This window comes from Streptomyces sp. NPDC016640 (assembly GCF_043076215.1).
GTDB lineage: Bacteria > Actinomycetota > Actinomycetes > Streptomycetales > Streptomycetaceae > Streptomyces.
Genome location: NZ_JBIBRG010000010.1, coordinates 205,191 through 226,531, shown reverse-complemented (window position 1 = coordinate 226,531; position 21,341 = coordinate 205,191). Strand labels below are relative to the sequence as shown.

17 protein-coding genes, 1 tRNA gene and 1 pseudogene are annotated in these 21,341 nt (G+C 72.9%); 11 read left to right on the top strand and 8 right to left on the bottom strand.

Going from position 1 to position 21,341, the window contains the following annotated elements:
- Positions 1 to 20: 20 nt before the first annotated feature.
- Positions 21 to 1,013, bottom strand: coding sequence for a 5-dehydro-2-deoxygluconokinase (iolC, locus tag ACF07S_RS21845; RefSeq protein ID WP_391963436.1), 993 nt, complete (start codon positions 1,011 to 1,013; stop codon positions 21 to 23).
- 320 nt (positions 1,014 to 1,333) lie between these two features.
- On the opposite strand from iolC, the gene ACF07S_RS21840 reads away from it, so the two are divergent.
- Genes ACF07S_RS21840 through ACF07S_RS21820 form a run of 5 tightly spaced genes read left to right on the top strand, consistent with a single transcriptional unit; the run spans position 1,334 to position 6,290 of the window.
- Positions 1,334 to 2,353: a sugar ABC transporter substrate-binding protein gene (locus ACF07S_RS21840; RefSeq protein WP_391963435.1), complete on the top strand. Its 1,020-nt coding sequence runs from the start codon at positions 1,334 to 1,336 to the stop codon at positions 2,351 to 2,353.
- On the top strand, positions 2,353 to 3,429 hold the full coding sequence (locus tag ACF07S_RS21835) for an ABC transporter permease (RefSeq protein WP_391963434.1): 1,077 nt from the start codon (positions 2,353 to 2,355) through the stop codon (positions 3,427 to 3,429). The genes ACF07S_RS21840 and ACF07S_RS21835 overlap by 1 nt, the downstream gene beginning before the upstream one ends.
- Before the next feature lie 5 nt (positions 3,430 to 3,434).
- Positions 3,435 to 4,346, top strand: coding sequence for an ATP-binding cassette domain-containing protein (locus ACF07S_RS21830; RefSeq protein ID WP_391963433.1), 912 nt, complete (start codon positions 3,435 to 3,437; stop codon positions 4,344 to 4,346).
- A 1-nt stretch (position 4,347) separates the two neighbouring features.
- A complete protein-coding gene (locus tag ACF07S_RS21825) occupies positions 4,348 to 5,250 on the top strand; it encodes a sugar phosphate isomerase/epimerase family protein (protein WP_391974857.1) in 903 nt (300 codons plus the stop codon).
- A gap of 20 nt (positions 5,251 to 5,270) precedes the next feature.
- A complete protein-coding gene (locus ACF07S_RS21820) occupies positions 5,271 to 6,290 on the top strand; it encodes a Gfo/Idh/MocA family protein (protein ID WP_391963431.1) in 1,020 nt (339 codons plus the stop codon).
- A gap of 62 nt (positions 6,291 to 6,352) precedes the next feature.
- On the opposite strand, the gene ACF07S_RS21815 is transcribed toward ACF07S_RS21820, so the two are convergent.
- The 4 genes from ACF07S_RS21815 to ACF07S_RS21800 are packed head-to-tail and all read right to left on the bottom strand — an operon-like array spanning position 6,353 to position 10,401.
- Entirely contained in the window at positions 6,353 to 7,375 is a 1,023-nt protein-coding gene (locus tag ACF07S_RS21815; RefSeq protein ID WP_391974856.1) for a Gfo/Idh/MocA family protein, read from the bottom strand.
- On the bottom strand, positions 7,372 to 8,376 hold the full coding sequence (locus ACF07S_RS21810; protein ID WP_391963429.1) for a Gfo/Idh/MocA family oxidoreductase: 1,005 nt from the start codon (positions 8,374 to 8,376) through the stop codon (positions 7,372 to 7,374). The genes ACF07S_RS21815 and ACF07S_RS21810 overlap by 4 nt, the downstream gene beginning before the upstream one ends.
- 53 nt (positions 8,377 to 8,429) lie before the next feature.
- A complete protein-coding gene (locus ACF07S_RS21805; protein ID WP_391963428.1) occupies positions 8,430 to 9,206 on the bottom strand; it encodes an SDR family oxidoreductase in 777 nt (258 codons plus the stop codon).
- Between the two features lie 19 nt (positions 9,207 to 9,225).
- The gene (locus ACF07S_RS21800; protein ID WP_391963427.1) at positions 9,226 to 10,401 is read right to left on the bottom strand and encodes a phytanoyl-CoA dioxygenase family protein; all 1,176 of its coding nucleotides are present in this window, start codon (positions 10,399 to 10,401) and stop codon (positions 9,226 to 9,228) included.
- A 108-nt stretch (positions 10,402 to 10,509) separates the two neighbouring features.
- Between ACF07S_RS21800 and ACF07S_RS21795 the strand changes: the two genes are divergently transcribed.
- Positions 10,510 to 11,541: a LacI family DNA-binding transcriptional regulator gene (locus tag ACF07S_RS21795; protein ID WP_391974855.1), complete on the top strand. Its 1,032-nt coding sequence runs from the start codon at positions 10,510 to 10,512 to the stop codon at positions 11,539 to 11,541.
- Here the strand turns inward: ACF07S_RS21795 and ACF07S_RS21790 are convergent.
- Complete coding sequence (locus ACF07S_RS21790) at positions 11,531 to 12,682, bottom strand: Gfo/Idh/MocA family protein (RefSeq protein ID WP_391963425.1); 1,152 nt, start codon at positions 12,680 to 12,682, stop codon at positions 11,531 to 11,533. The genes ACF07S_RS21795 and ACF07S_RS21790 overlap by 11 nt on opposite strands.
- A 137-nt stretch (positions 12,683 to 12,819) precedes the next feature.
- Between ACF07S_RS21790 and ACF07S_RS21785 the strand changes: the two are divergent.
- Together ACF07S_RS21785 and ACF07S_RS21780 are read left to right on the top strand one after the other, a co-directional pair.
- Positions 12,820 to 12,994: pseudogene (locus tag ACF07S_RS21785) on the top strand (PIG-L family deacetylase); the annotation flags it as partial.
- A gap of 92 nt (positions 12,995 to 13,086) precedes the next feature.
- Positions 13,087 to 13,160 (top strand) — tRNA-Pro (locus ACF07S_RS21780).
- Positions 13,161 to 13,441: 281 nt separating this feature from the next.
- Here ACF07S_RS21780 and ACF07S_RS21775 read toward each other — a convergent pair.
- On the bottom strand, positions 13,442 to 16,015 hold the full coding sequence (locus ACF07S_RS21775) for a CHAT domain-containing protein (RefSeq protein ID WP_391974895.1): 2,574 nt from the start codon (positions 16,013 to 16,015) through the stop codon (positions 13,442 to 13,444).
- 165 nt (positions 16,016 to 16,180) lie between these two features.
- Here ACF07S_RS21775 and ACF07S_RS21770 point away from each other — a divergent pair, with 165 nt between their 5' ends.
- Genes ACF07S_RS21770 through ACF07S_RS21760 form a run of 3 tightly spaced genes read left to right on the top strand, consistent with a single transcriptional unit; the run spans position 16,181 to position 18,731 of the window.
- Positions 16,181 to 17,611, top strand: coding sequence for a S8/S53 family peptidase (locus tag ACF07S_RS21770; protein WP_391963424.1), 1,431 nt, complete (start codon positions 16,181 to 16,183; stop codon positions 17,609 to 17,611).
- 59 nt (positions 17,612 to 17,670) lie between these two features.
- Positions 17,671 to 18,246 carry an RNA polymerase sigma factor gene (locus ACF07S_RS21765; RefSeq protein WP_391963423.1) on the top strand — a complete coding sequence of 192 codons (576 nt, stop codon included), beginning with the start codon at positions 17,671 to 17,673 and terminating at the stop codon, positions 18,244 to 18,246.
- A gap of 5 nt (positions 18,247 to 18,251) precedes the next feature.
- The gene (locus tag ACF07S_RS21760) at positions 18,252 to 18,731 is read left to right on the top strand and encodes a hypothetical protein (RefSeq protein ID WP_391974894.1); all 480 of its coding nucleotides are present in this window, start codon (positions 18,252 to 18,254) and stop codon (positions 18,729 to 18,731) included.
- A 332-nt stretch (positions 18,732 to 19,063) separates the two neighbouring features.
- On the opposite strand, the gene ACF07S_RS21755 is transcribed toward ACF07S_RS21760, so the two are convergent.
- Complete coding sequence (locus tag ACF07S_RS21755; RefSeq protein WP_391963422.1) at positions 19,064 to 21,283, bottom strand: NADP-dependent isocitrate dehydrogenase; 2,220 nt, start codon at positions 21,281 to 21,283, stop codon at positions 19,064 to 19,066.
- Between the last annotated feature and the right edge of the window lie 58 nt (positions 21,284 to 21,341).

The following is a 21,341-nucleotide window of genomic DNA, read 5'->3' as shown; positions in this document are numbered from 1 at the left end:
GTTCAAGGAAAGGGCTCCGTTCAGGACTGGCTCGGCAGGCCCGCCGCGTGCGGCGACGCGGCCCGCGCGAGGAGGTCCGCGACCTCCGACTCGGTCGGCATGGCGGACGAACAGGCGAGGCGCGAGGCGACGAGGGCGCCGGCCGCGTTGGCGTGGCGCACGGTCCGCTCCAGGTCCCGGCCGGCGAGCAGACCGTGGCACAGGGAGCCGCCGAAGGCGTCGCCGGCGCCGAGGCCGTTGACCACCTCGACCGGCACCGGCCCCACCTCGGCCCGGGTGCCGTCGCGGTGCACGGCGAGCACGCCCCTGGGGCCCTGCTTGACCACGGCCAGCTCCACGCCGGCGGCCAGCAGTGCCTCGGCGCAGGCCTCGGGCTCCCGCACCCCGGTGGCGACCTCGCACTCCTCGAGGTTGCCCACGGCGACCGTGGCGTGCCGCAGGGCCTCGCGGTAGTACGGGCGGGCCTGCCCGGGGTCACGCCAGAACGCCGGGCGCCAGTCGAGGTCGAAGACGGTGGTCCCGGCCCCGTCCCGGGCCCGGAGGGCGGTGAGGGTGGCGGTGCGGCTCGGCTCCTCGCTCAGACCGGTGCCGGTGACCCAGAAGATCCCGGCCGCGCGCACGGCGGCCAGGTCCAGCTCGTCGGCGTGGATCTCCAGGTCGGGGGCCTTGGGACGGCGGTAGAAGTACAGCGGGAAGTCGTCCGGGGGGAAGATCTCGCAGAACGTGACGGGGGTCGGGTACGCGGCGACCGGAGTCACCCAGCGGTCGTCCACGCCGAAATCCTCAAGCGCCTCGTGCAGGTAGCTGCCGAACGGGTCGTCGCCGGTACGGGTGATCACCGCGGCCGAACGGCCCAGACGGGCGGCCGCCACCGCCACATTCGCCGCCGATCCGCCCAGGAATTTCCCGAACGTCTCCACTTGTGACAGCGGAATGCCGGTCTGCAGCGGGTAAAGGTCGACCCCGATGCGGCCCATGGTGATCAGGTCGAAATACTGTGGTGAGTCGGCCATTGAGCGACGCTCCTCGAGGTGCTGGGGATGCGGGTCCCAGGACGCCCTGCCACGGTGGGGTCGTGCATTCCGGGGACCTGCTTCTTCCCAGGTGTAGGTCTCGAAGGGCGGCGATGTCAATAGTTTGTACTTACATTCGGACTAGCTTGTGAAATGATGTCTTAACAAAGTATTGACAGCAGGCGGTTCTGGGGATTGGATCGCGTCCCAGCGCAACCGCCGTGTTCCATGGCACACCACCACCCGGACTCCCGAGGCTCCGGGCACCGGACCTCGGATTCCCGCCCTTTCCCCGCGTAGCACAGTGAGGTGCAGGACAGATGGACCGCTCTTCTCACCACCGCTCCCGCAGAGTCGCGCCGTTCGTCGCGGCCGCTGCGGCAGCCGCCCTGACCCTCGCCGGCTGCTCCAGCGGCTCCGGCGGCAAGAAGTCGGAGGAGGGCGGAGCCGAGGCGTCGGCCGGCAAGGCGAGCACGCCCCGCATGACGATCGCCCTCGTCACCCACCAGGCGCCCGGTGACACCTTCTGGGACATCGTCCGCAAGGGTGCCGAGACCGCGGCGGCCAAGGACAACGTCAAGCTCGTCTACTCCGCCGACCCCAACGCGGGCAACCAGGCCAACCTGGTGCAGAACGCGATAGACCAGAAGGTCGACGGCATAGCGGTCACCCTCGCCAAGCCGGACGCGCTCAAGGACGTCATCGCCAAGGCGGACGCGGCAGGCATCCCCGTCGTCGGCCTCAACTCCGGTCTGAGCGACTGGAAGGACCTCGGCCTGCTGGAGTTCTTCGGCCAGGACGAGTCGGTGGCCGGCGAGGCCTTCGGCAAGAAGCTGAACGAGGTCGGCGCCAAGAACGCCGTCTGCGTGGTGCACGAGCAGGGCAACGTCGGCCTGACCCAGCGCTGCGACGGCGTGAAGGAGACCTTCGAGGGCGAGACCCAGATCCTCAACGTCAACGGCACCGACATGCCGTCCGTGAAGTCGACGATCACCGCCAAGCTCAAGCAGGACTCCTCCATCGACTACGTCGTCACCCTCGGCGCGCCCTTCGCGCCGACCGCGGTGCAGTCGGTGGGCGACGCCGGCAGCAAGGCGAAGGTCGCCACCTTCGACCTCAACAAGCAGCTGACCGGAGCCATCCAGGACGGCGACATCGAGTTCGCGGTGGACCAGCAGCCCTACCTCCAGGGCTACCTGGCCGTCGACGGCCTGTGGCTCTACAAGAACAACGGCAACTACAGCGGCGGCGGCGAGGAGCCGGTCCTGACCGGCCCGGCGTTCGTCGACGAGGCCAACGTCGACGCGGTCTCCGAGTTCGCCGGGAAGGGCACTCGGTGATGGGTATGACCCAAGAGGCCGGGCCGGCGGTGAACACGCCGCCGGCCCCCGGCCCGAGGCCGACCGACGGCCGGACCGTACGGCGCCCGCCCGCGCTGCGCCTGCTCGCCCGTCCCGAGGTCGGCGTGTTCCTCGGGGCCGTGGCCGTGCTGGTGTTCTTCCTGATCACCGCCCCGCCGGTACGGGACGGCAGCTCGATGGCGAACATCCTGTACCAGTCGTCGACCATCGGGATCATGGCGCTGCCCGTGGCCCTGCTGATGATCGGCGGCGAGTTCGACCTCTCGTCCGGTGTCGCCGTGGTGGCCTCGGCGCTGACCGCGAGCATGCTCAGCTACCAGCTCACGCTGAACGTGTGGGTGGGCGTGGTCGTCGCCCTGGTGGTGTCCCTCGCCGTCGGTGTGTTCAACGGCTGGCTGCTGGTCAAGACCGGGCTGCCGAGCTTCCTGGTCACCCTCGGCACCTTCCTGATCCTGCAGGGTGTGAACCTCGCGGTGACCAAGCTGGTCACCGGCAACGTCGCCACCGACGACATCAGCGACATGGACGGTTTCGACCAGGCCCGGTCGCTCTTCGCCTCGTCCTTCGAGGTCGGCGGTGTCAACGTGAAGATCACCGTGGTGTGGTGGCTGGTCTTCGCGGCCCTGGCCACCTGGGTCCTGCTGCGCACCAAGTACGGCAACTGGATCTTCGCGGTCGGCGGCAACAAGGACTCCGCCCGCGCGGTCGGGGTCCCGGTGACCTTCACCAAGATCTCCCTGTTCATGCTGGTCGGTTTCGGCGCCTGGTTCGTCGGCATGCACCAGCTGTTCTCCTTCAACACCGTGCAGTCCGGCGAGGGCGTGGGCCAGGAGCTCATCTATATCGCCGCGGCGGTGATCGGCGGCTGTCTGCTCACCGGCGGTGCCGGCAGCGCGATCGGCCCGGTCTTCGGCGCCTTCATGTTCGGCATGGTGCAGCAGGGCATCGTCTACGCCGGCTGGAACCCGGACTGGTTCAAGGCCTTCCTCGGCGTGATGCTGCTCGGCGCCGTCCTCATCAATCTGTGGGTCCAGCGCACGGCGACCCGGAGGTGACCGCAATGACCGACAAGACGACCGGCACCCACGGCGACGTCCGCCAGGACAACTCGTCCGACGGCGACCGTCCCCTGGTCGAACTCCGCGACGCCGGCAAGTCCTACGGCAACATCCGCGCCCTGCACGGGGTCGACCTCACGGTCCGTCCCGGCAAGGTGACCTGCGTGCTCGGCGACAACGGCGCCGGCAAGTCGACCCTGATCAAGATCGTCTCGGGGCTGCACCAGCACACCGAGGGCGAGTTCCTCGTCGACGGCCGGCCGGTGCGCTTCTCGACCCCGCGCGAGGCCCTCGACCACGGCATCGCCACCGTCTACCAGGACCTCGCCGTCGTCCCGCTGATGCCGGTGTGGCGGAACTTCTTCCTCGGCTCCGAGATGACCAGGGGTCCCTGGCCCGTGCGCCGCCTCGACATCGAGCGGATGAAGAAGACCGCCGACGAGGAACTGCGCAACATGGGCATCGTCCTGGACGACCTGGAGCAGCCCATCGGCACGCTCTCCGGCGGCCAGCGCCAGTGCGTCGCCATCGCGCGCGCCGTCTACTTCGGCGCGCGGGTGCTGATCCTCGACGAGCCGACCGCCGCCCTCGGCGTCAAGCAGTCCGGCGTGGTCCTGAAGTACATCGCCATGGCCCGCGACCGCGGTCTGGGCGTCATCTTCATCACCCACAACCCCCACCACGCCTACATGGTCGGCGACCACTTCAGCGTGCTGCGCCTGGGCACCATGGAACTGAGCGCCGGCCGCAGCGAGGTCAGTCTCGAGGAGCTGACCAACCACATGGCCGGCGGCACCGAACTGGCCGCTCTGAAACACGAGTTGGCCCAGGTCCGCGGGGTCGACACCGAGGAGCTGCCCGAGGAGGGCGACCTCCGGGCACCCGTGGCCGCAACGCCGGAAGGGAAGTCCTGACATGACCCCCGCGCTCGACCGCATCCGGGTCGGCTCCGCCCCCGACTCCTGGGGCGTCTGGTTCCCCGACGACCCGCGGCAGGTGCCCTGGCAGCGCTTCCTCGACGAGGTCGCCGAGGCCGGCTACTCCTGGATCGAACTCGGCCCCTACGGCTACCTCCCGACCGACCCGGCCCGCCTCACCGAGGAGGTGAGCAGGCGGAACCTCAAGGTATCGGCCGGCACGATCTTCTGCGGCCTGCACCGCGGCCCCTCCGCCTGGGACGTCACCCGGGAACAGGTCGGCCGGGTCGCCGCCCTCACCCGGGACATGGGCGCCGAGCACCTGGTCGTCATCCCGTCCTTCTGGCGCGACGACAAGACCGCCGAGATCCTGGAGCCCCCGGAGCTGACCACCGAGCAGTGGGGCCACCTCACCCGGGGCATGGAGCGCCTCGGCCGCGAGGTGCGGGACACGTACGGCCTGGACATCGTCGTCCACCCGCACGCCGACACCCACATCGACACCGAGGAACACGTCGAGCGCTTCCTCGACTCGACCGACTCCGATGTGGTCAACCTCTGCCTGGACACCGGCCATTACGCCTACTGCGGCGGCGACAGCGTCAAGCTGATCGAGACCTACGGCGAGCGCATCGGCTATCTGCACCTCAAGCAGGTCGACCCGGAGATCCTCGCGGACGTCGTCGGGAACGGGATCCCGTTCGGACCGGCCGTCCAGCGCGGCGTGATGTGCGAACCGCCCGCCGGCGTCCCCGAGCTGGGCCCGGTCCTCACGGCCGCCCAGAAGCTGGGCGTGGACCTGTTCGCGATCGTCGAGCAGGACATGTACCCCTGCGAGCCGGACAAGCCGCTGCCGATCGCGGTACGCACCCGCAGGTTCCTGCGGTCCTGCGGCGCCTGACGGATCGGGGGAGGGGAGGGATGAACCGGCGCGAGCCCCTGCGCGTCGCCGTCATCGGCGCCGGCCGCATGGGCGCGGACCACGTACGCCGCATCGACCGGGTCGTCAGCGGCGCGCGGGTCACCGCCGTGGTCGACGTCGACGCCGGGCGGGCCGAGTCCGTGGCCGCGGGCGTCGACGGCTGCACCGCCCACACCGACCCGGCCGCCGCGATGGCGTCGGCGGATGTCGACGCCGTACTCATCGCCTCTCCGGGGCCGGCCCACGAGGCCGCCCTGCTCGCCGCGTTCGCCCGCGATCTGCCCGTCCTGTGCGAGAAGCCGCTCACCCCCGACGCGGCCTCCGCGCTGCGCGTCCTCGAGGCCGAACAGGCGCTCGGCCACCGCCGCGTCCAGGTGGGCTTCATGCGCCGCTACGACAGCGAGTACGTGCGGCTCAAGGCCCTGCTGGAGACGGGCCGGCTGGGCCGCCCGCTGATGCTGCACAACCGGCACCGCAACGTGGCCAGCCCGTCCTTCTTCACCAGTGCGATGCTCATCAGCGACTCCGTGGCGCACGAGGTGGACGCCACCCGCTGGCTGCTCGGCCACGAGATCACCGCCGTGACGGTGCTGCGCCCCACCCCGTCGGCCGGCGCCCCCGAGGGACTGCGCGATCCCCAGTTCGTCGTCCTGGAGACCGACGGCGGCGCGATCTCCGACGTCGAGATCTTCGTCAACTGCGGTTTCGGCTACCAGGTGCAGGCCGAGGTGGTCTGCGAACGCGGCACCGCCCGCATCGGCGACGGCCACTCCCTGGTCACCAGCGTGGACGGCCGCTGGGGCGGCACCATCACCCAGGACTGGACCGAACGCTTCGCCCAGGCCTACGACGACGAGGTCCAGGCCTGGGTCGACGCCACCCGCCGCGGCGAGGTCACCGGTCCCGGCACCTGGGACGGCTACGCCGCGGCGGCCGTCTGCGAGGCGGGGATCCGGGCACTGGAGGAGGGCGGCCGGGTGGAGGTCCCACCGGCGGAGAAACCACCGCTGTACCGGTGACACCACGGGAAGGCGGCCACCCCCCCCGGTGGGCGGCCGCCTCCCCGTGTCCCCGAACCGCCTCAGCCGCCGAGCGCGAGCCGCGGACGCGGAGCCAGCCCCGCCGCCTCGTAGCACGCGTCGATCAGCCGCATCGTCGTCACCGCGTCGTCCGCGTCCAGCGCGAGAGCGCTCCCCTCGCGCACCCGGGCGGCGAACGCCTCCAGCTGGTAGGTGTACGACGACCGTGTGCCGAGGTGTTCCGTGCGCTCGCCCTCCGGAGTGCGGACGACGACCCGGTCGTCCAGCTGCGGAAGCACGAAGTTCGGGGCCGTCGCCTCGCCCCGGCTGCCGATCACCCGGATGCTCATCTCCAGGCGGTCGTACGCCATGTGGCAGCGGGCGGTGCCGGTGGCGCCGCCCGGGAACTCCAGCTCGGCGTCCAGCCACTCGTCCACGCCCGGCGCGCCCGCCCGCTCCCCGGCCCGTGCGGAGCCCGGCCGCGGTGCGCCGCCGGCCCAGGGGGCGAGCATGCGCAGCGCGTGCAGGCCGTAGCAGCCGAGGTCCATCAGGGCGCCGCCGGCCAGCGGCAGCGACCAGCGCGGGTCGGTGTCCTCCGGGGCGGGGATCGCCACCAGCGCCTCCACGTGGCGCAGTTCACCGAGCTCACCGGAGGCCAGCAGTTCGTGCAGCCGCCGGGTGACCGGGTGGAAGAGGTAGTGGAAGGCCTCCATGAAGACGCTGCCGGACGTCGCGGCGGCCTCCCGCACCTCCTCGGCCTCCCGCGCGTTGCTCGCCGACGGCTTCTCCGTCAGGACGTGCTTGCCGGCCGTCAGCGCCGCCAGGTTCCACGGTCCGTGCAGACCGTTGGCGAGCGGGTTGTAGACGACGTCCACCTCGGGGTCGTCCAGCAGCTCCCGGTAGGAGCCGAGGGTGCGTTCCACGCCGTGGGCCGCGGCGAAGGCCTCGGCACGGGAGCGTTCGCGGGCGGCCACCGCGACGAGGCGGTGGCCGCCCGCCCGGGCCGGGGCGATCAGGGAGCGCTCGGTGATCCGCGCGGCTCCCAGGATGCCGATGCGCAGGGGCCGCGGGCCGGTGCCGCTCATGACCGCCGCACCTCCTCGAGGGCGACGGGGCGGTGCTCGTGCAGCGACAGGGTGCATGCCTCCGCGATCCAGCCCGCCTCCAGGGCGTCCGCGATCGTGCACGGCGAGGGACGGGAGCCCGCCACCACCTCGGTGAACGCGGTCAGTTCGGCGCGGTAGGCGGCCGCGAAGCGGTCCATGAAGAAGTCGTGCGGGGTGCCGCCGGGGAAGGTGGCGCCCGGCTCCACCGACCGCAGCGGCAGCTTGTCCTCCAGGCCCACCGCGATGGAGTCCGTGAAGCCGTGGATCTCCATGCGGACGTCGTACCCCCGGGCGTTGTGGCGGCTGTTGGAGACCACCGCGATGGTGCCGTCGTCGAGGGTGAGGACCGCGCCGGTGGTGTCGGCGTCGCCCGCCTCCCTGATGTACCCGGCGCCCCGGTTGCCGCCGACCGCGTACACCTCGGTCACCTCGCGGCCGGTCACCCAGCGGATGACGTCGAAGTCGTGCACCGAGCAGTCGCGGAAGATGCCCCCGGACGCGGCGATGTACGCGGCCGGCGGGGGCGCCGGGTCCAGCGTGGTCGAGCGGACGGTGTGCAGCGTGCCCAGCTCGCCGCCGCGCACCGCCTCCCGCGCGGCGGCGAAGCCCGCGTCGAAGCGCCGGTTGTAGCCGATCTGGACCGGTACGTCACGGCCCCCGACGGCCTTGAGCACCTCCACGCCCTCGGCCATCGTGCGGGCGACGGGCTTCTCGCAGAAGACGGGGACGCCGGCCTCGACGCAGGCGAGGACCAGCCCCGGGTGGGCGTCGGTCGCGGCGGCGACCACCACGCCGTCCACCCCGGCCGCGAGCACCGCCTCGGGGGAGTCGGCCACCTCGGCGCCGAACCGCTCGGCGGCGGCCTTCGCGGCGTCCGCGAACGGGTCGGAGACGACGAGTGACTCGACGGCGTCGAGCCCGGACAGGGTCTCGGCGTGGAAGGCGCCGATACGGCCGAGGCCGAGGATTCCGATGCGCATGGGGGACGGTGCTCCTTGCTTGCGGGGGTGGTACGAGCGGGCAGTGGGGGAGGTCAGTCGAGACCGCCGAGGACGTTCTGGTCCCAGTCGATCACGGAGCCGGTCACCACGCCCGAGCGGTCGGACAGCAGCAGCACCACGAAGTCGGCTATCTCGTCCGGCCGGCCGAGCCGGCCCATCGGCAGCCGGGCGGACGCCTGCTCGCGCCAGTCGTCGCCGGCGCCGTGGAAGGTGCGCTGGGTGGCGTCCTCGCCCTCGGTGGCGGTCCAGCCGATGTTCACGCCGTTGACACGGATCCGGTCCCACCGGTGGGCGTGCGCCGCGTTGCGGGTCAGGCCGACGAGCCCGGCCTTCGCGGCGACGTACGGCGCCAGGAACGGCTGCCCGCCGTGCGCCGACGAGGTGATGATGTTGACGATCGTGCCGGGCTCCGCGCGCCGCACCATGTCCGCGACGGCGGCCTGCATGGCGAAGAACGGCGCCTTGAGGTTGATCGCGATGTGCTGGTCGAACAGTTCGGGCGTGGTGTCCAGGAGCGTCCCGCGCGAGGTCAGGCCGGCGGAGTTCACCAGGCAGTCGACCCGGCCGTACGCCCGGGCCACCCGCGCGACGGAGGACTTCGCCTGCCCGGCGTCGGCCAGGTCGGCCCGGACGAACGTCGCCTCGCCGCCCGCGGCGGTCAGTTCGGCCACCAGCGCCTCACCGGGTTCCGGCCGCCGCCCGGTGACGGCCACGACCGCCCCCTCGCGGACCGCGGCCCGCGCGATGGCGGCACCGACGCCCTGGCTGCCGCCGTTGACGAGGACGACCTTGTCGTCGAGGAGTCCCATGAGGTGTCCCGGGTCCCTTTCAGCTCTCGCGCCGCTTGGTGCCGGCCCGCAGTGCCTCGCGCAGCGTGCGCGGGGTCCACCCCTCGCGCAGCGCCCGGCGCACCACGTCGGCCCCCGAGGGCGGGGCCAGACCGTCGACCGGCGGGTCGCTGTCGAGGTTGGTGGGGAAGGGGTAGCCCTCGGCGCTCGCCGCGATCACGTTCTCCAGCCACTGCTCGCCGGCTCCCTCGGCCTTGCGCCCCAGGAGCACCGGGTAGACGGCGCCGGCCACCGCCTCGCGGTCGACGCTCTCCATCGCCCGCCCGAACGCGGAGGACACCTGGAGCAGGTTGGCCATGCGCCGGATGTCCGCCGAGTGGTTGGCGCCGGCGGCGTGGAACAGCGCCGGGTTGAAGAACAGCGCGTCGCCCTTGGCCAGGGGCAGTTGCACGTGGTGCTCCTCGAAGTACGCCCGGAACCCGGGGAGCCGCCAGGCGAGGTAGCCGGGCCCGTACTTCTGCGAGTGCGGCAGGTACAGCGTGGGTCCGGACTCGACGGGCATGTCGCAGTGCGCCACCGCGCCCTGGAGGGTCAGCACGGGGGAGAGGCGGTGCACGTGCGCCGGGTAGGCGGCGGCGGCCTCGGCGGAGAGGAAACCGAGGTGGTAGTCGCGGTGCACGGTCTGGGCGGCGCCGCCCGGATTGACCACGTTGACCTGGGAGGTGACCTGGTAACCGGGGCCCAGCCAGGCCGAGGAGACCAGGGCGATCACATCGTTGGCGTAGTAGTCGGCGAACGCCTGGGGGTCGTACAGGGCCGCCTTCTCCAGGGCGTTCCAGACCCGGTCGTTGGCGCCCGGCTCGGCGAAGTGGTCACCCGCGGCGGCGCCCGAGGCGCGCTGCTCGGCGATCAGGGCGTCGAACACGGCGGTGGTCCGGTCAACCACCGCCGCATCGGGGAAGGCGCCGCGGACGACCACGACGCCGGGGCCGTCGGCAAGGGCGCGCACCAGTTCGGCCTGGACCTCCCGGCGGTCGGCGAGGGCGAGCCGGTCGGCGTCGTAGAGCAGTACGTTCCGTTCGACGGCGGAGGCGTGCGGGTAGGCGCCCGCCTCGGTCGACTGCTCGACCAGCGCGCGGAAGGCGTCCAGGTCGCAGTCCCGCTCGGTCAGCCAGGCGGCCGGCGTGGGGAGCTGCTGGGAGGTGGATGCGGACATGAGGCCGTCCCTTCGGGTCACGGAGCGACGCGGCTCTGCCATTCTTGTCAGTACAAACCCGTCGAACAACCAGCAGGAAGCCATCAAAAACCCCTCAGGAGCCGCCGCGTGGGCCACCCCTTCCCGATCCGGGAAATCGCACGTCAGGCCGGGTTGAGCGAGGCCACGGTGGACCGGGTCCTCAACGGCCGGGGCGGCGTGCGGGAGAGCACCGCCCGGGAGGTGCACCGGGCGATGGCGGACCTGGACCGGCAGCGCACCCAGGTCCGCCTCGTCGGCCGGACGTTCATGGTGGACATCGTGATGCAGTCGCCGGAACGGTTCTCCACCGCCGTCCGCGCCGCGCTGGAGGCCGAACTCCCCGCCCTGCACCCGGCGGTGGTCCGCTCCCGCTACCACTTCCGCGAGACGGGCCCGGCCGGGGAACTGGTCGCCGTGCTCGACCGGATCGCCCGGCGCGGCTCGCAGGGGGTGATCCTCAAGGCGCCCGACGTGCCCGCGGTCACCGCCGCCGTCGGACGGCTCGCGGCGGCCGGCATCCCGGTGGTGACGCTGGTGACGGACCTGCCCGCGAGCGCCCGGACCGGTTACGTCGGCAGCGACAACCGTGCCGCGGGCGCGACCGCCGCCTACCTCGTGGGGCAGTGGCTGGGCGACCGGCCCGGCAATGTGCTCACCAGCCTCTCCAGCGGCTTCTTCCGCAACGAGGAGGAGCGCGAGATGGGCTTCCGCGGCGCCATGCGCGCCCGCCACCCGGAGCGCGCCCTGGTCGAGATCGCCGAGGGGCAGGGTCTGGACGCCACCCAGTACGACCTGGTCCGCGACGCCCTGGAGCGCGACCCGGACATCCGCGCGGTCTACTCGATCGGCGGCGGCAACATCGCCACCCTGCGCGCCTTCGAGGACGCCCGGCGCGACTGCGCCGTGTTCGTCGCCCACGACCTCGACCACGACAACACCCGGCTGCTGCGCGAGCACCGGCTGTCCGCCGTGCTCCACCACGACCTGCGCCACGACCTGCGCGAGGCCTGCCACCTCGTGATGCGCGCCCACGGCGCCCTGCCGCCCGCGGGCCCCACCCTGCCCTCCGCGATCCAGGTGGTGACCCCCTACAACATGCCCGCGACCGCTACGGGGTGACCCACGTGCCGCTCTCGGCCGAGCGCGCCATCGCGTCCAGCACCTCGGCGCTGTGCACGGCGTCGGCGAGGGTGGCGCCGTACGGGACGCCCTCGGCGACGGAGCGCAGGAAGCGGTACGCCTCGATCACCTTCAGGTCGTCGTAGCCCATGGCGTTGGCCGCACCCGGCTGGAAGGCGCCGAACTCGCCGTGGCCCGGGCCCACGTAGACGGTGCTGACGGGCTGGTCCTGGTAGGAGGTGCCGCGGCTGATCCCCAGCTCGTTCATCCGGCGGAAGTCCCAGAAGACCGCGCCCCTGGTGCCGTGCACCTCGAAGCCGTAGTTGTTCTGCTCGCCCACCGACACCCGGCAGGCCTCCAGCACCCCGCGCGCGCCGGACGCGAAGCGCAGCAGACAGCTGACGTAGTCCTCGTTCTCCACCGGGCCGAGTTCGCCGCCGGCCGCGCGGGAGTGGCCGGCCGTGGCGCCGGCCGGACGGGCCCGCTCGGGCAGGAAGACCGCCGTGTCGGCGGTCAGCGAGGCGATGTCGCCGAGCAGGAAGCGGGCCAGGTCGGCGCCGTGCGAGGCGAGGTCGCCGAGGACTCCGCTGCCGCCGCGCTTCCGCTCGTAGCGCCAGGTCAGGGCGCCTTCGGGATGGGCGGCGTAGTCGCTGAACAGCCGGACGCGGACATGGGTGACCGTGCCGATCCCACCGGAGACGATCAGCTCGCGTGCGGCCTCCACCGCGGGGGCGTTGCGGTAGTTGAAGCCGACCGTTCCCTGGACGCCGGCCCCGGCGACCGCGTCCGCGACGGCGCGGGCGTCGTCCGGACCGAGGCCCACCGGCTTCTCGATCCAGATGTGCTTGCCGGCCTCGGCCATCGCGACACCGATCTCGCGGTGCAGGAAGTTCGGGGCGGTGATGCTGACCGCCCGCACCCGCGGGTCGGCGGCGACCTCGCGCCAGTCGCGGGTCGTCGAGGCGAACCCGAACTGCGCGGCGGCCTCCTCGGCCCGGCCCGGCACCTCCTCGGCGACCGTCACCAGCTCCGGACGGACGGCCAGCTGCGGGTAGTGGTGCGCCACGCGCGCGTACGCCTGGGTGTGCACCCGCCCCATCCAGCCGAATCCGACGACGGCGACGCCCAGCGTGTCCACCATGAAAGCCTCTCTCCGGCCCGGTCCGTGCCCTGCCCGCCCACCTTCTTCGCCGACCGGCGTCATGTCAACCGTTTGACAGGACAATCCTGCTCCGCGGACTCCGCTCCGCGGGTACCCCGCGTCGTCCACCCGGGGCCGGCAATAAGGTCACCGTCGCGTGCCTCACCTTCGGCGAACGCGGCGAGTCCGCCCAGGCCTGGCGGGAGGGCAGGGAGCTGGAGGAGACCAAGGCGATGCGCCGGGAGGAGGCCGAGCAGGCCGCCGCCCTCCCTCGGCGCCGAGGTCCGCTTCCTCGGCGCCGGCGACTGCCCCGCGACCGGCCGGGCCTCCGGCCGCTTCGGCGCCCCGCGCGCATGAGGTAGGGTTGACCTGCGTGATCACGCGGTTCACCGCGCGAGGCGCATCGGGACGTGGCGCAGCTTGGTAGCGCACTTGACTGGGGGTCAAGGGGTCGCAGGTTCAAATCCTGTCGTCCCGACGGACAGCGGGCCGCCGGCCCGGCTCAGGGCGCTGCCCCACTTCGGTGGGGCAGCGCCCTGAGCCGTTCCACCGGTGCCGTTCGGCTCACGAGGTGGCCGCCGCTCGTCGCCGGATCCGTTTCCGTCGCACCGTCCGGCCCGGTCGTGTCACCCGGCGTCGTGTCACCCGGCTCGGTGGGCGTGGGGACGTCCGCCGTCGGCGTACCGCTCGGGACCGGCTCCGCAGGCGTGGTCCGGGCGGGGTGGCGGTCGGCCCGGGCGCCGGTGGCCGGCAGGCGGTTCAGGCCGCGCCGAAGGCGGTGAACGCCCAGCCCGTGGCGTGGTGCAGGGCGTCCGCCGGCAGGGTGGCCCGGGCGTCGCGCAGGGCCTCGGCCAGGGAGAGGCCCGCGTCGATCCCCTTGTGGAGCGCGAGCATCAGCGGAACCACCGCGGCGTCGTTCACGGGTGCGCTGGCCGCCACCACGCCGACCGTGCCCAGCGGCAGCAACGCCGTGACCAGACCGAGGAGTTCGTCCGCGCCGACGGTGGCGAACCGGGCGGTGTCGCAGCAGGACAGGATGATCCGGTACGGACTGCGGTCCAGCCGCTCGAAGTCGTGCACGATGAGCGGCCCGTCGGCCATCCGCAAGGAGGAGAACATCGGGCCGTCCGCGCGGAACGCGCCGTGCGCGGCGATGTGCGCCAGCGCCGCCCCGTCCAGCTCCCGGAGCACGCGCGGCACCACCGCGTCCTCGTGCTCCAGGACCGTCGCCCCGCCGTAGCGGTCGGCCAGCTCCGGTACCTCCGCACCGCCCGTCGCCAGACCCGGGCCGCGCACCAGTACCTGGCGGCCCCCGGGCGGCGGCGCGGTCTCCCGCGCGCGCAGCCAGCTGCTCGCCGACGGCGACACGCTCAGCACCCGCTCCCGCAGCGAGGGCAGCAGCGCCCACGGCACCCGGTGCAGCCGTCCGGGCGGCACGATCACCACCGGACCGTCGCCGAGATGCGCCGCGGCCTCGCCCAGCAGCAGCTCCTCCAGCCGGCGGCCCGCTGCCTCCACCACCGGCAACCGCGACTCGGCCCCCGGATGGGCCAGCCGCCGCAGCCCCGCCTGCACATGCTCGGCCTCGGTCTCCGCCGCCGCCAGCAGTCCCGCCTCGAACCGCCGTACCCGCCCCTGCCCGCACAGCAGCACCTGCACCCGCCCGTCGAGCACGGCGAGCTCCACCAGCTGCCCGTCGTCACTGCCGCCCAGCCGCCGGAGCAGCCGGCCGACGTCGAAGCGGTCCCCGCCGTCGGGAGCCTCGCCGCGCATGTGCAGCGTCCGGGAGCGGATCTCCCGTTCCAGGCGCCGCTGTTCCCGCTCCAGCGCGGGCACCGGCTTGCCCTCCTGGCGGGCCTCCTCCGCGCGGGCGGCGATCTCCCGGTACGCGGTCATGCCGCTGAGCAGCGCGGGGTCGGCGGGTGGCCGGGTGGGTGGGGCGGACAGGGCGGTGGCCCGCCAGCGTTCGCTCCACACCAGCAGCCGCCGCGGCCCGCCCGAGACCAGACTGACCCGCTGGGCGAGGGCGGCCAGCTCCGCGCCCTGCGCGGTGGCCCGGGCCCGCAGCTCCGAGGCGCCCAGCGTCATCCGGTGGTCGTCGAGCACGTCGAGACCACGCCGGCAGGCCTCCAGCACCCCGCGCGGGGAACCGGCCGCCCGCGCGCGCAGTGCCTGTGCGGCCCAGCCCGTCATCCGCGCGAGCGGCGGGCCGCTGCGCCTGCTGCGCGCGGCGACCGCCAGATGCCGCTCCGCGTCCGCCGTCCAGCCGAGACCCAGCGCGATCCGGCCCGCGAGCAGGGACGCCTCGGGCGCGGCCGGGGCCCCGAGCGCGACCAGCTTCTCCGCCACCGCCGCCGCGTCCGCGACCAGCCGGCCCGAACCGTGTCCGGCCGCGTGCCGGGCCTCGATCAGCACCAGCCGCGCGTGCGTCTCCCACCAGGCGCGCCGTTGTCCCGCGAACAGCCGCACGGCGAGCGCCGCGCGCGCGATCGCCGTCTGCGGATCGTCCGCCAGCCGGGCCGCCCGCGCGGCGGCCAGCAGCAGTTCGGCCTTGCGGGTGGACTGCCCGCCGATCCCGTCCAGCGCCCGGATCGCCGCGTCCGCCTCGGTCAGCGCCTCCCCGGGCAGCCCCGCGGCCATCAGCACCTCGCAGCGCCGGATGTTCAGCATGAACGTCGGGGTGCCGAGTTTGGCGTACCGCTCCTCCGCCTCGTCGAGCAGTCTCAGCGCCGCCGGGACGTCGCCCGAGCGGAACGCGGCCAGTCCCCGGCTCTCCACGGCGTCCGCCTTGTCGTGTTCCTGGCCGGTGGTCTCCCACAGCGCCTCGGCCGCCGTGAAGTCGGCGTCCGCCCGCTCCACCGCGCCCAGCGCCAGATGCACCGTGGCCCGCAGGGTGAGCGCACGCGCCGTCCAGATCACGTCCTCGGCCTGCCGCAGTACGGGAACCGCCCGCCGTACGTCCTCCAGGGCCTCCTTGTGATGGCCCAGCACCCACCACGCGTACGCCCGGCGGAACAGCACCCGGGCGCGGGTGTGGCCGGTGCCGCGCTCGACACCCCGCCGCAGCGCGTCCATGCCCTGCCGGGTGCGCCCCGCGTGCACCAGCGCGACCCCGAGCGTGGCGAGGACGTCCGCCTCCCGCTCGGCCGAGTCCGCGCGCGCCGCCCAGGCCCGGGCCCGCCGCAGATGGCTCAGGGCCAGCCGCATGTCGCCGAAGTCCCGCTGCCAGATGCCGATCACCTGGTGGGCGACGGAGGCGTGCAGGGCCGGGGGACGGTCACCCAGCACCTCTTCCGCCCTCGCCAGGGCCTCACCCGGGTCGGCGAACACCATCGGCAGCAGTTCCAGCACCGTGTCGCTTCCCGCTGTCACCCCATGATGGTAGTGGTCCACAACGACGCCCCACAGGTGTGACGTTGTATCAAACGACCGCTCCGGAGCTCTGACTGTCGACAGCTCCGCGGCCCCGGCCGCCGTCGGCCCAGTGGAGGACAGGCCATGGCACCACAGCGATTCCGTGAGCAGTTCGCACAGATCCAGCGCTCGATGCCCGGCACCCCCCTGGCGGTGGGGCCGGACGAGGCGGGCGAGTTCCTCTACGAGAAGGGGGTGGTCCTCGCCCGCGACGGAGAGGAGGCCCGCGTCGTCGAGGACACCGTGCGCCGGCACTTCACCACGTCCGACGGGCTCAGCCCGGACCGGGTGCGCCGGGCGGGCCCGGGGACCAACCGCTCCGGCATCACCCGCATCCAGGTCGCCGACCCGGGAGAGGGCGACGGCAGCGGCGACCCGGCGGTCGCGGGCGCGCTGCGCGCGCTCTCGGCGACCGAGGAACGCGCCGGACGCCGGCTGGTCAGCCGCAACCACGTGGTGTCGATCGCGGTCAACGCCTGCCCCGGCGACGAGCCTGTGCCCGTACCGCCCGGCGCGCAGCCCAACCCGGCCGCGGCCGGGGCCGCCCACGACCCGGACAGCGCCGTGGGCGTCCTCGTCGTCGACACCGGCCTGATGCGCGACCACCGCTCCTACCCGCCGCTCGCCCACACCTGCGGCGACGCCCAGATCGAGGAGTGCGGCGACGACGGCGTGCTGAAGCAGTACTGCGGCCACGGCACGTTCATCGCCGGACTCGTCGCCGCGGTCGCCCCCAACACCGACATCACCGTCCGCAACACGCTCAACGACGCCGGCGCCGTCCTGGAGTCCGAGTTCGGCGAGAAGCTCTTCGAGGCCGTCGACCGAGGCGGCTGGCCCGACATCATCAGCCTGTCCGCCGGTACCTCCAACGGCCGTACCGACGGCCTCCTCGGCGTCCAGGCATTCATGGAGGAGCTGCGCGAGCAGCCCACCCTGCTGGTCGCCGCCGCCGGCAACAACGGCAGCGCCACCCCCTTCTGGCCCGCCGCCTACGCCGCTCTGCCCGGCTACGAGAACGCCGTGCTGTCGGTCGGCGCGCTGCGCGGGGACGGCGAGTCCGGCGCCTGCTTCAGCAACCACGGCGACTGGGTGAAGGCGTACGCCCCCGGTGAGCGCCTCATCGGCGCCCTCACCGGCTTCGACACCCCCGTGCCGTACGTGTACCAGCACTCCACCTACGACGCCTGCCGCTACGGCTTCACCTACGCCTGTACCTGCCACCACCCGCGCCACACCGGCGTACTGAGCGAGGAGGGCGGATCCGCCAAACCGGACCAGGTGATGTTCGAAGGGCTCGCCCAGTGGAGCGGGACCTCGTTCGCCGCCCCCGTCGCCGTCGGCATGATCGCCGCCCACATGACCGCGCGGGCGCAGACCGACCCGCGCGAGGCCCGCCGGCAGCTCATGGACGCCGCCACCGAACTCGCCGAAGTGCGCGGGGCACACGTTCCGGCACTCGTTCCGCCCACATGGCGCCCCATGGGGGTCTCGCTCCCCTCCGCCCGCGCATGAGAAGCGGGGTCGTCCCTTCCACGGCGTACGATGACGTGCCGTACACAAGGGGTGGAACCGTGGAGCGTACTGAAGTCGGCGCGTTGGTCCAGTCCGCTGTCGACGGCGACACGGCGGCCTGGAAGGCGATCGTGGAAGGACTGGGCCCACTGGTGTGGTCCGTGGTGCGCGCACACCGGCTCTCCGACGCCGACGCGCACGAGGTCTACCAGACGGTGTGGTTCCGTTTCGCCCAGAACCTGGGGCGGATCCGGGAACCGGACAAGGCGGGCTCCTGGCTGGCCAGCACCGCGCGCCACGAGTGCCTGAAGGTGCACAGGGACGCGCGCCGGCTGATGCTGACGGACGATCCGCAGCTGCTGGACCGGGTCAGCGAGGACGGTACGCCGGAGCAGTCGCTGCTGGAGGCGGAGGAGGCGGCCGCGCAGAGCGAACGCGTGCGGCGGCTGTGGCAGGAGTTCGAGGAACTGGGCGAGCGGTGCAGGCAGTTGCTGCGCGTGCTGATCGCCTCGCCACCGCCCAGCTACCAGGAGGTGTCCGCCGCGCTCGGCATCGCGGTGGGCAGCATCGGGCCGCTGCGCCAGCGCTGTCTGCGCCGGCTGCGGGCCCGGCTCGAGGCACGGGGGACCACGTGAACGACATGAGCGGAGCGGGCGACATGAACGACGGCACCGCATTCGACGAGGACCTCGGCGACGGGCTGCTGGAGGAGGAACTCCGGCAGGCGGCCACCGTCCTGGACCCGCTGCCCCCGGCACTGCTGCAGAGCGCCGTCGACGCCTTCGCGCTGCACGACCTCGACGCCCGCGTGGCCGAGCTGACCTTCGACTCGCTGGTCGACGCCATCCCGGTCAGGGGGGTGACGGACGCGCCGCGCATGCTCACCTTCACCGCCGGAGAGGTGACCCTGGACGTCGAGGTGACCGAGCAGGGGATCATGGGCCAGGTGCTGCCGCCCCGGCCGGCCCGCATCGAGATGCTCGGCGGGCCGCAGGCGGCCGTCTCGCTCACGGCCGACGACATGGGCCGTTTCACCGCCGGCACACCGCCCCGCGGACCGTTCGCCCTGCGCCTGCGCACCGGCGGGTCCGTGGTCGAGACGGAGTGGCTGCGCGCCTGATCCCCGCCGGGCGGGGGAGCGGACGGCGGACCCGCGGCCCGGACGGGCCCCGGTCCCCGTCCTTCCCGTGCCACACCCCGCCGCCGACGCCGTCGGCCGGAGGACCGGGGACAGCCCCGCGGACCGTGTGCGAGGAGGCCGGCGGCGACATCGGGACGGTGGCCCGCGAGGAGACGGCCGAAGAGCCCTCGTCCATCGCCGGCGCCCACGGTTCCGCGGACGCCGGCGTCGAGCGGCCGTGTCCGCCGCGCGCCCGGTGAGCCGCCCCGCGGCGGACACGGCTCCGCCCCGGCCGGGCGAGCGCCCGGCCGGGGCGGAGCGGGATCGCCGGGTCAGCTCAGGGACGCCAGCGCCTCGTTCCAGGTGGCGGACGGACGCATGACCTCGGCGGCCTTGGCCGGGTCGGGCTGGTAGTAGCCGCCGATCCCGGCCGGCTTGCCCTGGACGGCGTTCAGCTCGTCGACGATCTTCTGCTCGTTCGCGGTGAGCGTCTCGGCGAGCGGGGCGAAGGCCTTCGCCAGGTCCGCGTCGTCGGTCTGCCCGGCCAGCTCCTGCGCCCAGTACAGGGACAGGTAGAAGTGGCTGCCGCGGTTGTCGATGCCGCCGACGCGACGGGTCGGGGACTTGTCCTCGTCGAGGAAGGTCGCCGTGGCGCGGTCGAGGGTGTCGGCGAGGACCTTGGCCCGGGTGTTGCCCGTGGCCGCGGCGTAGTGCTCCAGCGAGGGCACCAGCGCGAAGAACTCACCGAGCGAGTCCCAGCGCAGGTAGTTCTCCTTGACCAGCTGCTGCACGTGCTTGGGCGCCGAGCCGCCCGCACCCGTCTCGAACAGGCCGCCGCCCGCCATCAGCGGGACGACCGAGAGCATCTTGGCGCTGGTGCCCAGCTCCAGGATCGGGAACAGGTCGGTCAGGTAGTCGCGCAGCACGTTGCCGGTGACGGAGATGGTGTTCTCGCCGCGGCGGATGCGCTCCACCGACAGCCTGGTCGCCTCGACGGGGGACAGGACGCGGATGTCCAGGCCCTCGGTGTCGTGCTCCGCCAGGTACCGCTCGACCTTGGCGATCAGGTGGGCGTCGTGGGCGCGGGTGGCGTCCAGCCAGAACACCGCCGGGTCGCCGGTGGCGCGGGCCCGGGTGACGGCCAGCTTCACCCAGTCGCGGATCGGGGCGTCCTTGGTCTGGCAGGCGCGGAAGATGTCACCGGCGGACACGGCCTGCTCGATGACGGCGTTGCCGCTCGCGTCGACCAGGCGGACCGTACCCGTGGCGGGGATCTCGAAGGTCTTGTCGTGGCTGCCGTACTCCTCGGCCTTCTGCGCCATCAGACCGACGTTCGGGACCGAGCCCATGGTCGACGGGTCGTAGGCGCCGTGGGCGCGGCAGTCGTCGATCACGGCCTGGTAGACGCCGGCGTAGCTGGAGTCCGGGAGCACCGCGAGGGTGTCGGCCTCCTGCCCGTCCGGGCCCCACATGTGACCGGAGGTGCGGATCATGGCCGGCATGGAGGCGTCGACGATGACGTCCGAGGGGACGTGCAGGTTGGTGATGCCCTTGTCGGAGTCGACCATGGCCAGCTCCGGGCCCTCGGCGAGCTCGGCGTCGAAGGAGGCCTTGATCTCGGCGCCCTCCGGCAGGGACTCCAGGCCCTTGTAGATGCCGCCCAGGCCGTCGTTCGGGGTGAGGCCGGCCGCGGCGAGCTTGTCGCCGTACTTCGCGAACGTCTTCGGGAAGAAGGCGCGCACCACGTGGCCGAAGACGATCGGGTCGGAGACCTTCATCATCGTGGCCTTCAGGTGCACGGAGAACAGCACGCCCTCCTGCTTGGCCCGGGCGATCTGCGCGGTCAGGAACTCGCGCAGCGCGGCGACGCGCATCACGGAGGCGTCGACGACCTCGCCCTCGAGGACCGGGACCGACTCGCGCAGCACGGTGGTCGTGCCGTCGTCGCCGACCAGCTCGATGCGCAGCGCGCCGTCCTCGGCGATCACCACGGACTTCTCGGTGGAGCGGAAGTCGTCCACGCCCATGGTGGCCACGTTGGTCTTGGACTCGGCGGTCCAGGCGCCCATGCGGTGCGGGTGGTTCCTGGCGTAGTTCTTCACCGAGGCGGGAGCGCGGCGGTCGGAGTTGCCCTCGCGCAGCACCGGGTTCACGGCCGAACCCTTGACCTTGTCGTAGCGGGCGCGGATCTCGCGCTCCTCGTCGGTCCTCGGGTCGTCCGGGTAGTCCGGCAGCGCGTAGCCCTGGCCCTGGAGCTCGGCGACCGCGGCCTTGAGCTGCGGGATCGACGCCGAGATGTTCGGCAGCTTGATGATGTTGGCCGCGGGCGTCTTCGCCAGCTCGCCCAGCTCGGCGAGGGCGTCCGGGATCCGCTGGTCCTCGGTCAGGTACTCCGGGAACACGGCGATGATGCGCCCGGCCAGCGAGATGTCACGCGTCTCCACGGCGACACCGGCCTGCGAGGCGTACGCCCGGACCACCGGCAGGAAGGAATACGTCGCCAGGGCGGGGGCCTCGTCAGTGTGCGTATAGATGATGGTCGAGTCAGTCACCGGGTGCTCCGCTCCACGTCTGCAACATTGCTCGACATCAAGATATCTCGTGATCGCC

Bases quoted from the DNA above. Each gene is read 5' to 3' on its own strand.
- iolC (WP_391963436.1), bottom strand. From the start codon at position 1,013: ATGGCCGACTCACCACAGTATTTCGACCTGATCACCATGGGCCGCATC.
- ACF07S_RS21840 (WP_391963435.1), top strand. From the start codon at position 1,334: ATGGACCGCTCTTCTCACCACCGCTCCCGCAGAGTCGCGCCGTTCGTC.
- ACF07S_RS21835 (WP_391963434.1), top strand. From the start codon at position 2,353: ATGGGTATGACCCAAGAGGCCGGGCCGGCGGTGAACACGCCGCCGGCC.
- ACF07S_RS21830 (WP_391963433.1), top strand. From the start codon at position 3,435: ATGACCGACAAGACGACCGGCACCCACGGCGACGTCCGCCAGGACAAC.
- ACF07S_RS21825 (WP_391974857.1), top strand. From the start codon at position 4,348: ATGACCCCCGCGCTCGACCGCATCCGGGTCGGCTCCGCCCCCGACTCC.
- ACF07S_RS21820 (WP_391963431.1), top strand. From the start codon at position 5,271: ATGAACCGGCGCGAGCCCCTGCGCGTCGCCGTCATCGGCGCCGGCCGC.
- ACF07S_RS21815 (WP_391974856.1), bottom strand. From the start codon at position 7,375: ATGAGCGGCACCGGCCCGCGGCCCCTGCGCATCGGCATCCTGGGAGCC.
- ACF07S_RS21810 (WP_391963429.1), bottom strand. From the start codon at position 8,376: ATGCGCATCGGAATCCTCGGCCTCGGCCGTATCGGCGCCTTCCACGCC.
- ACF07S_RS21805 (WP_391963428.1), bottom strand. From the start codon at position 9,206: ATGGGACTCCTCGACGACAAGGTCGTCCTCGTCAACGGCGGCAGCCAG.
- ACF07S_RS21800 (WP_391963427.1), bottom strand. From the start codon at position 10,401: ATGTCCGCATCCACCTCCCAGCAGCTCCCCACGCCGGCCGCCTGGCTG.
- ACF07S_RS21790 (WP_391963425.1), bottom strand. From the start codon at position 12,682: ATGGTGGACACGCTGGGCGTCGCCGTCGTCGGATTCGGCTGGATGGGG.
- ACF07S_RS21775 (WP_391974895.1), bottom strand. From the start codon at position 16,015: ATGGTGTTCGCCGACCCGGGTGAGGCCCTGGCGAGGGCGGAAGAGGTG.
- ACF07S_RS21770 (WP_391963424.1), top strand. From the start codon at position 16,181: ATGGCACCACAGCGATTCCGTGAGCAGTTCGCACAGATCCAGCGCTCG.
- ACF07S_RS21760 (WP_391974894.1), top strand. From the start codon at position 18,252: ATGAGCGGAGCGGGCGACATGAACGACGGCACCGCATTCGACGAGGAC.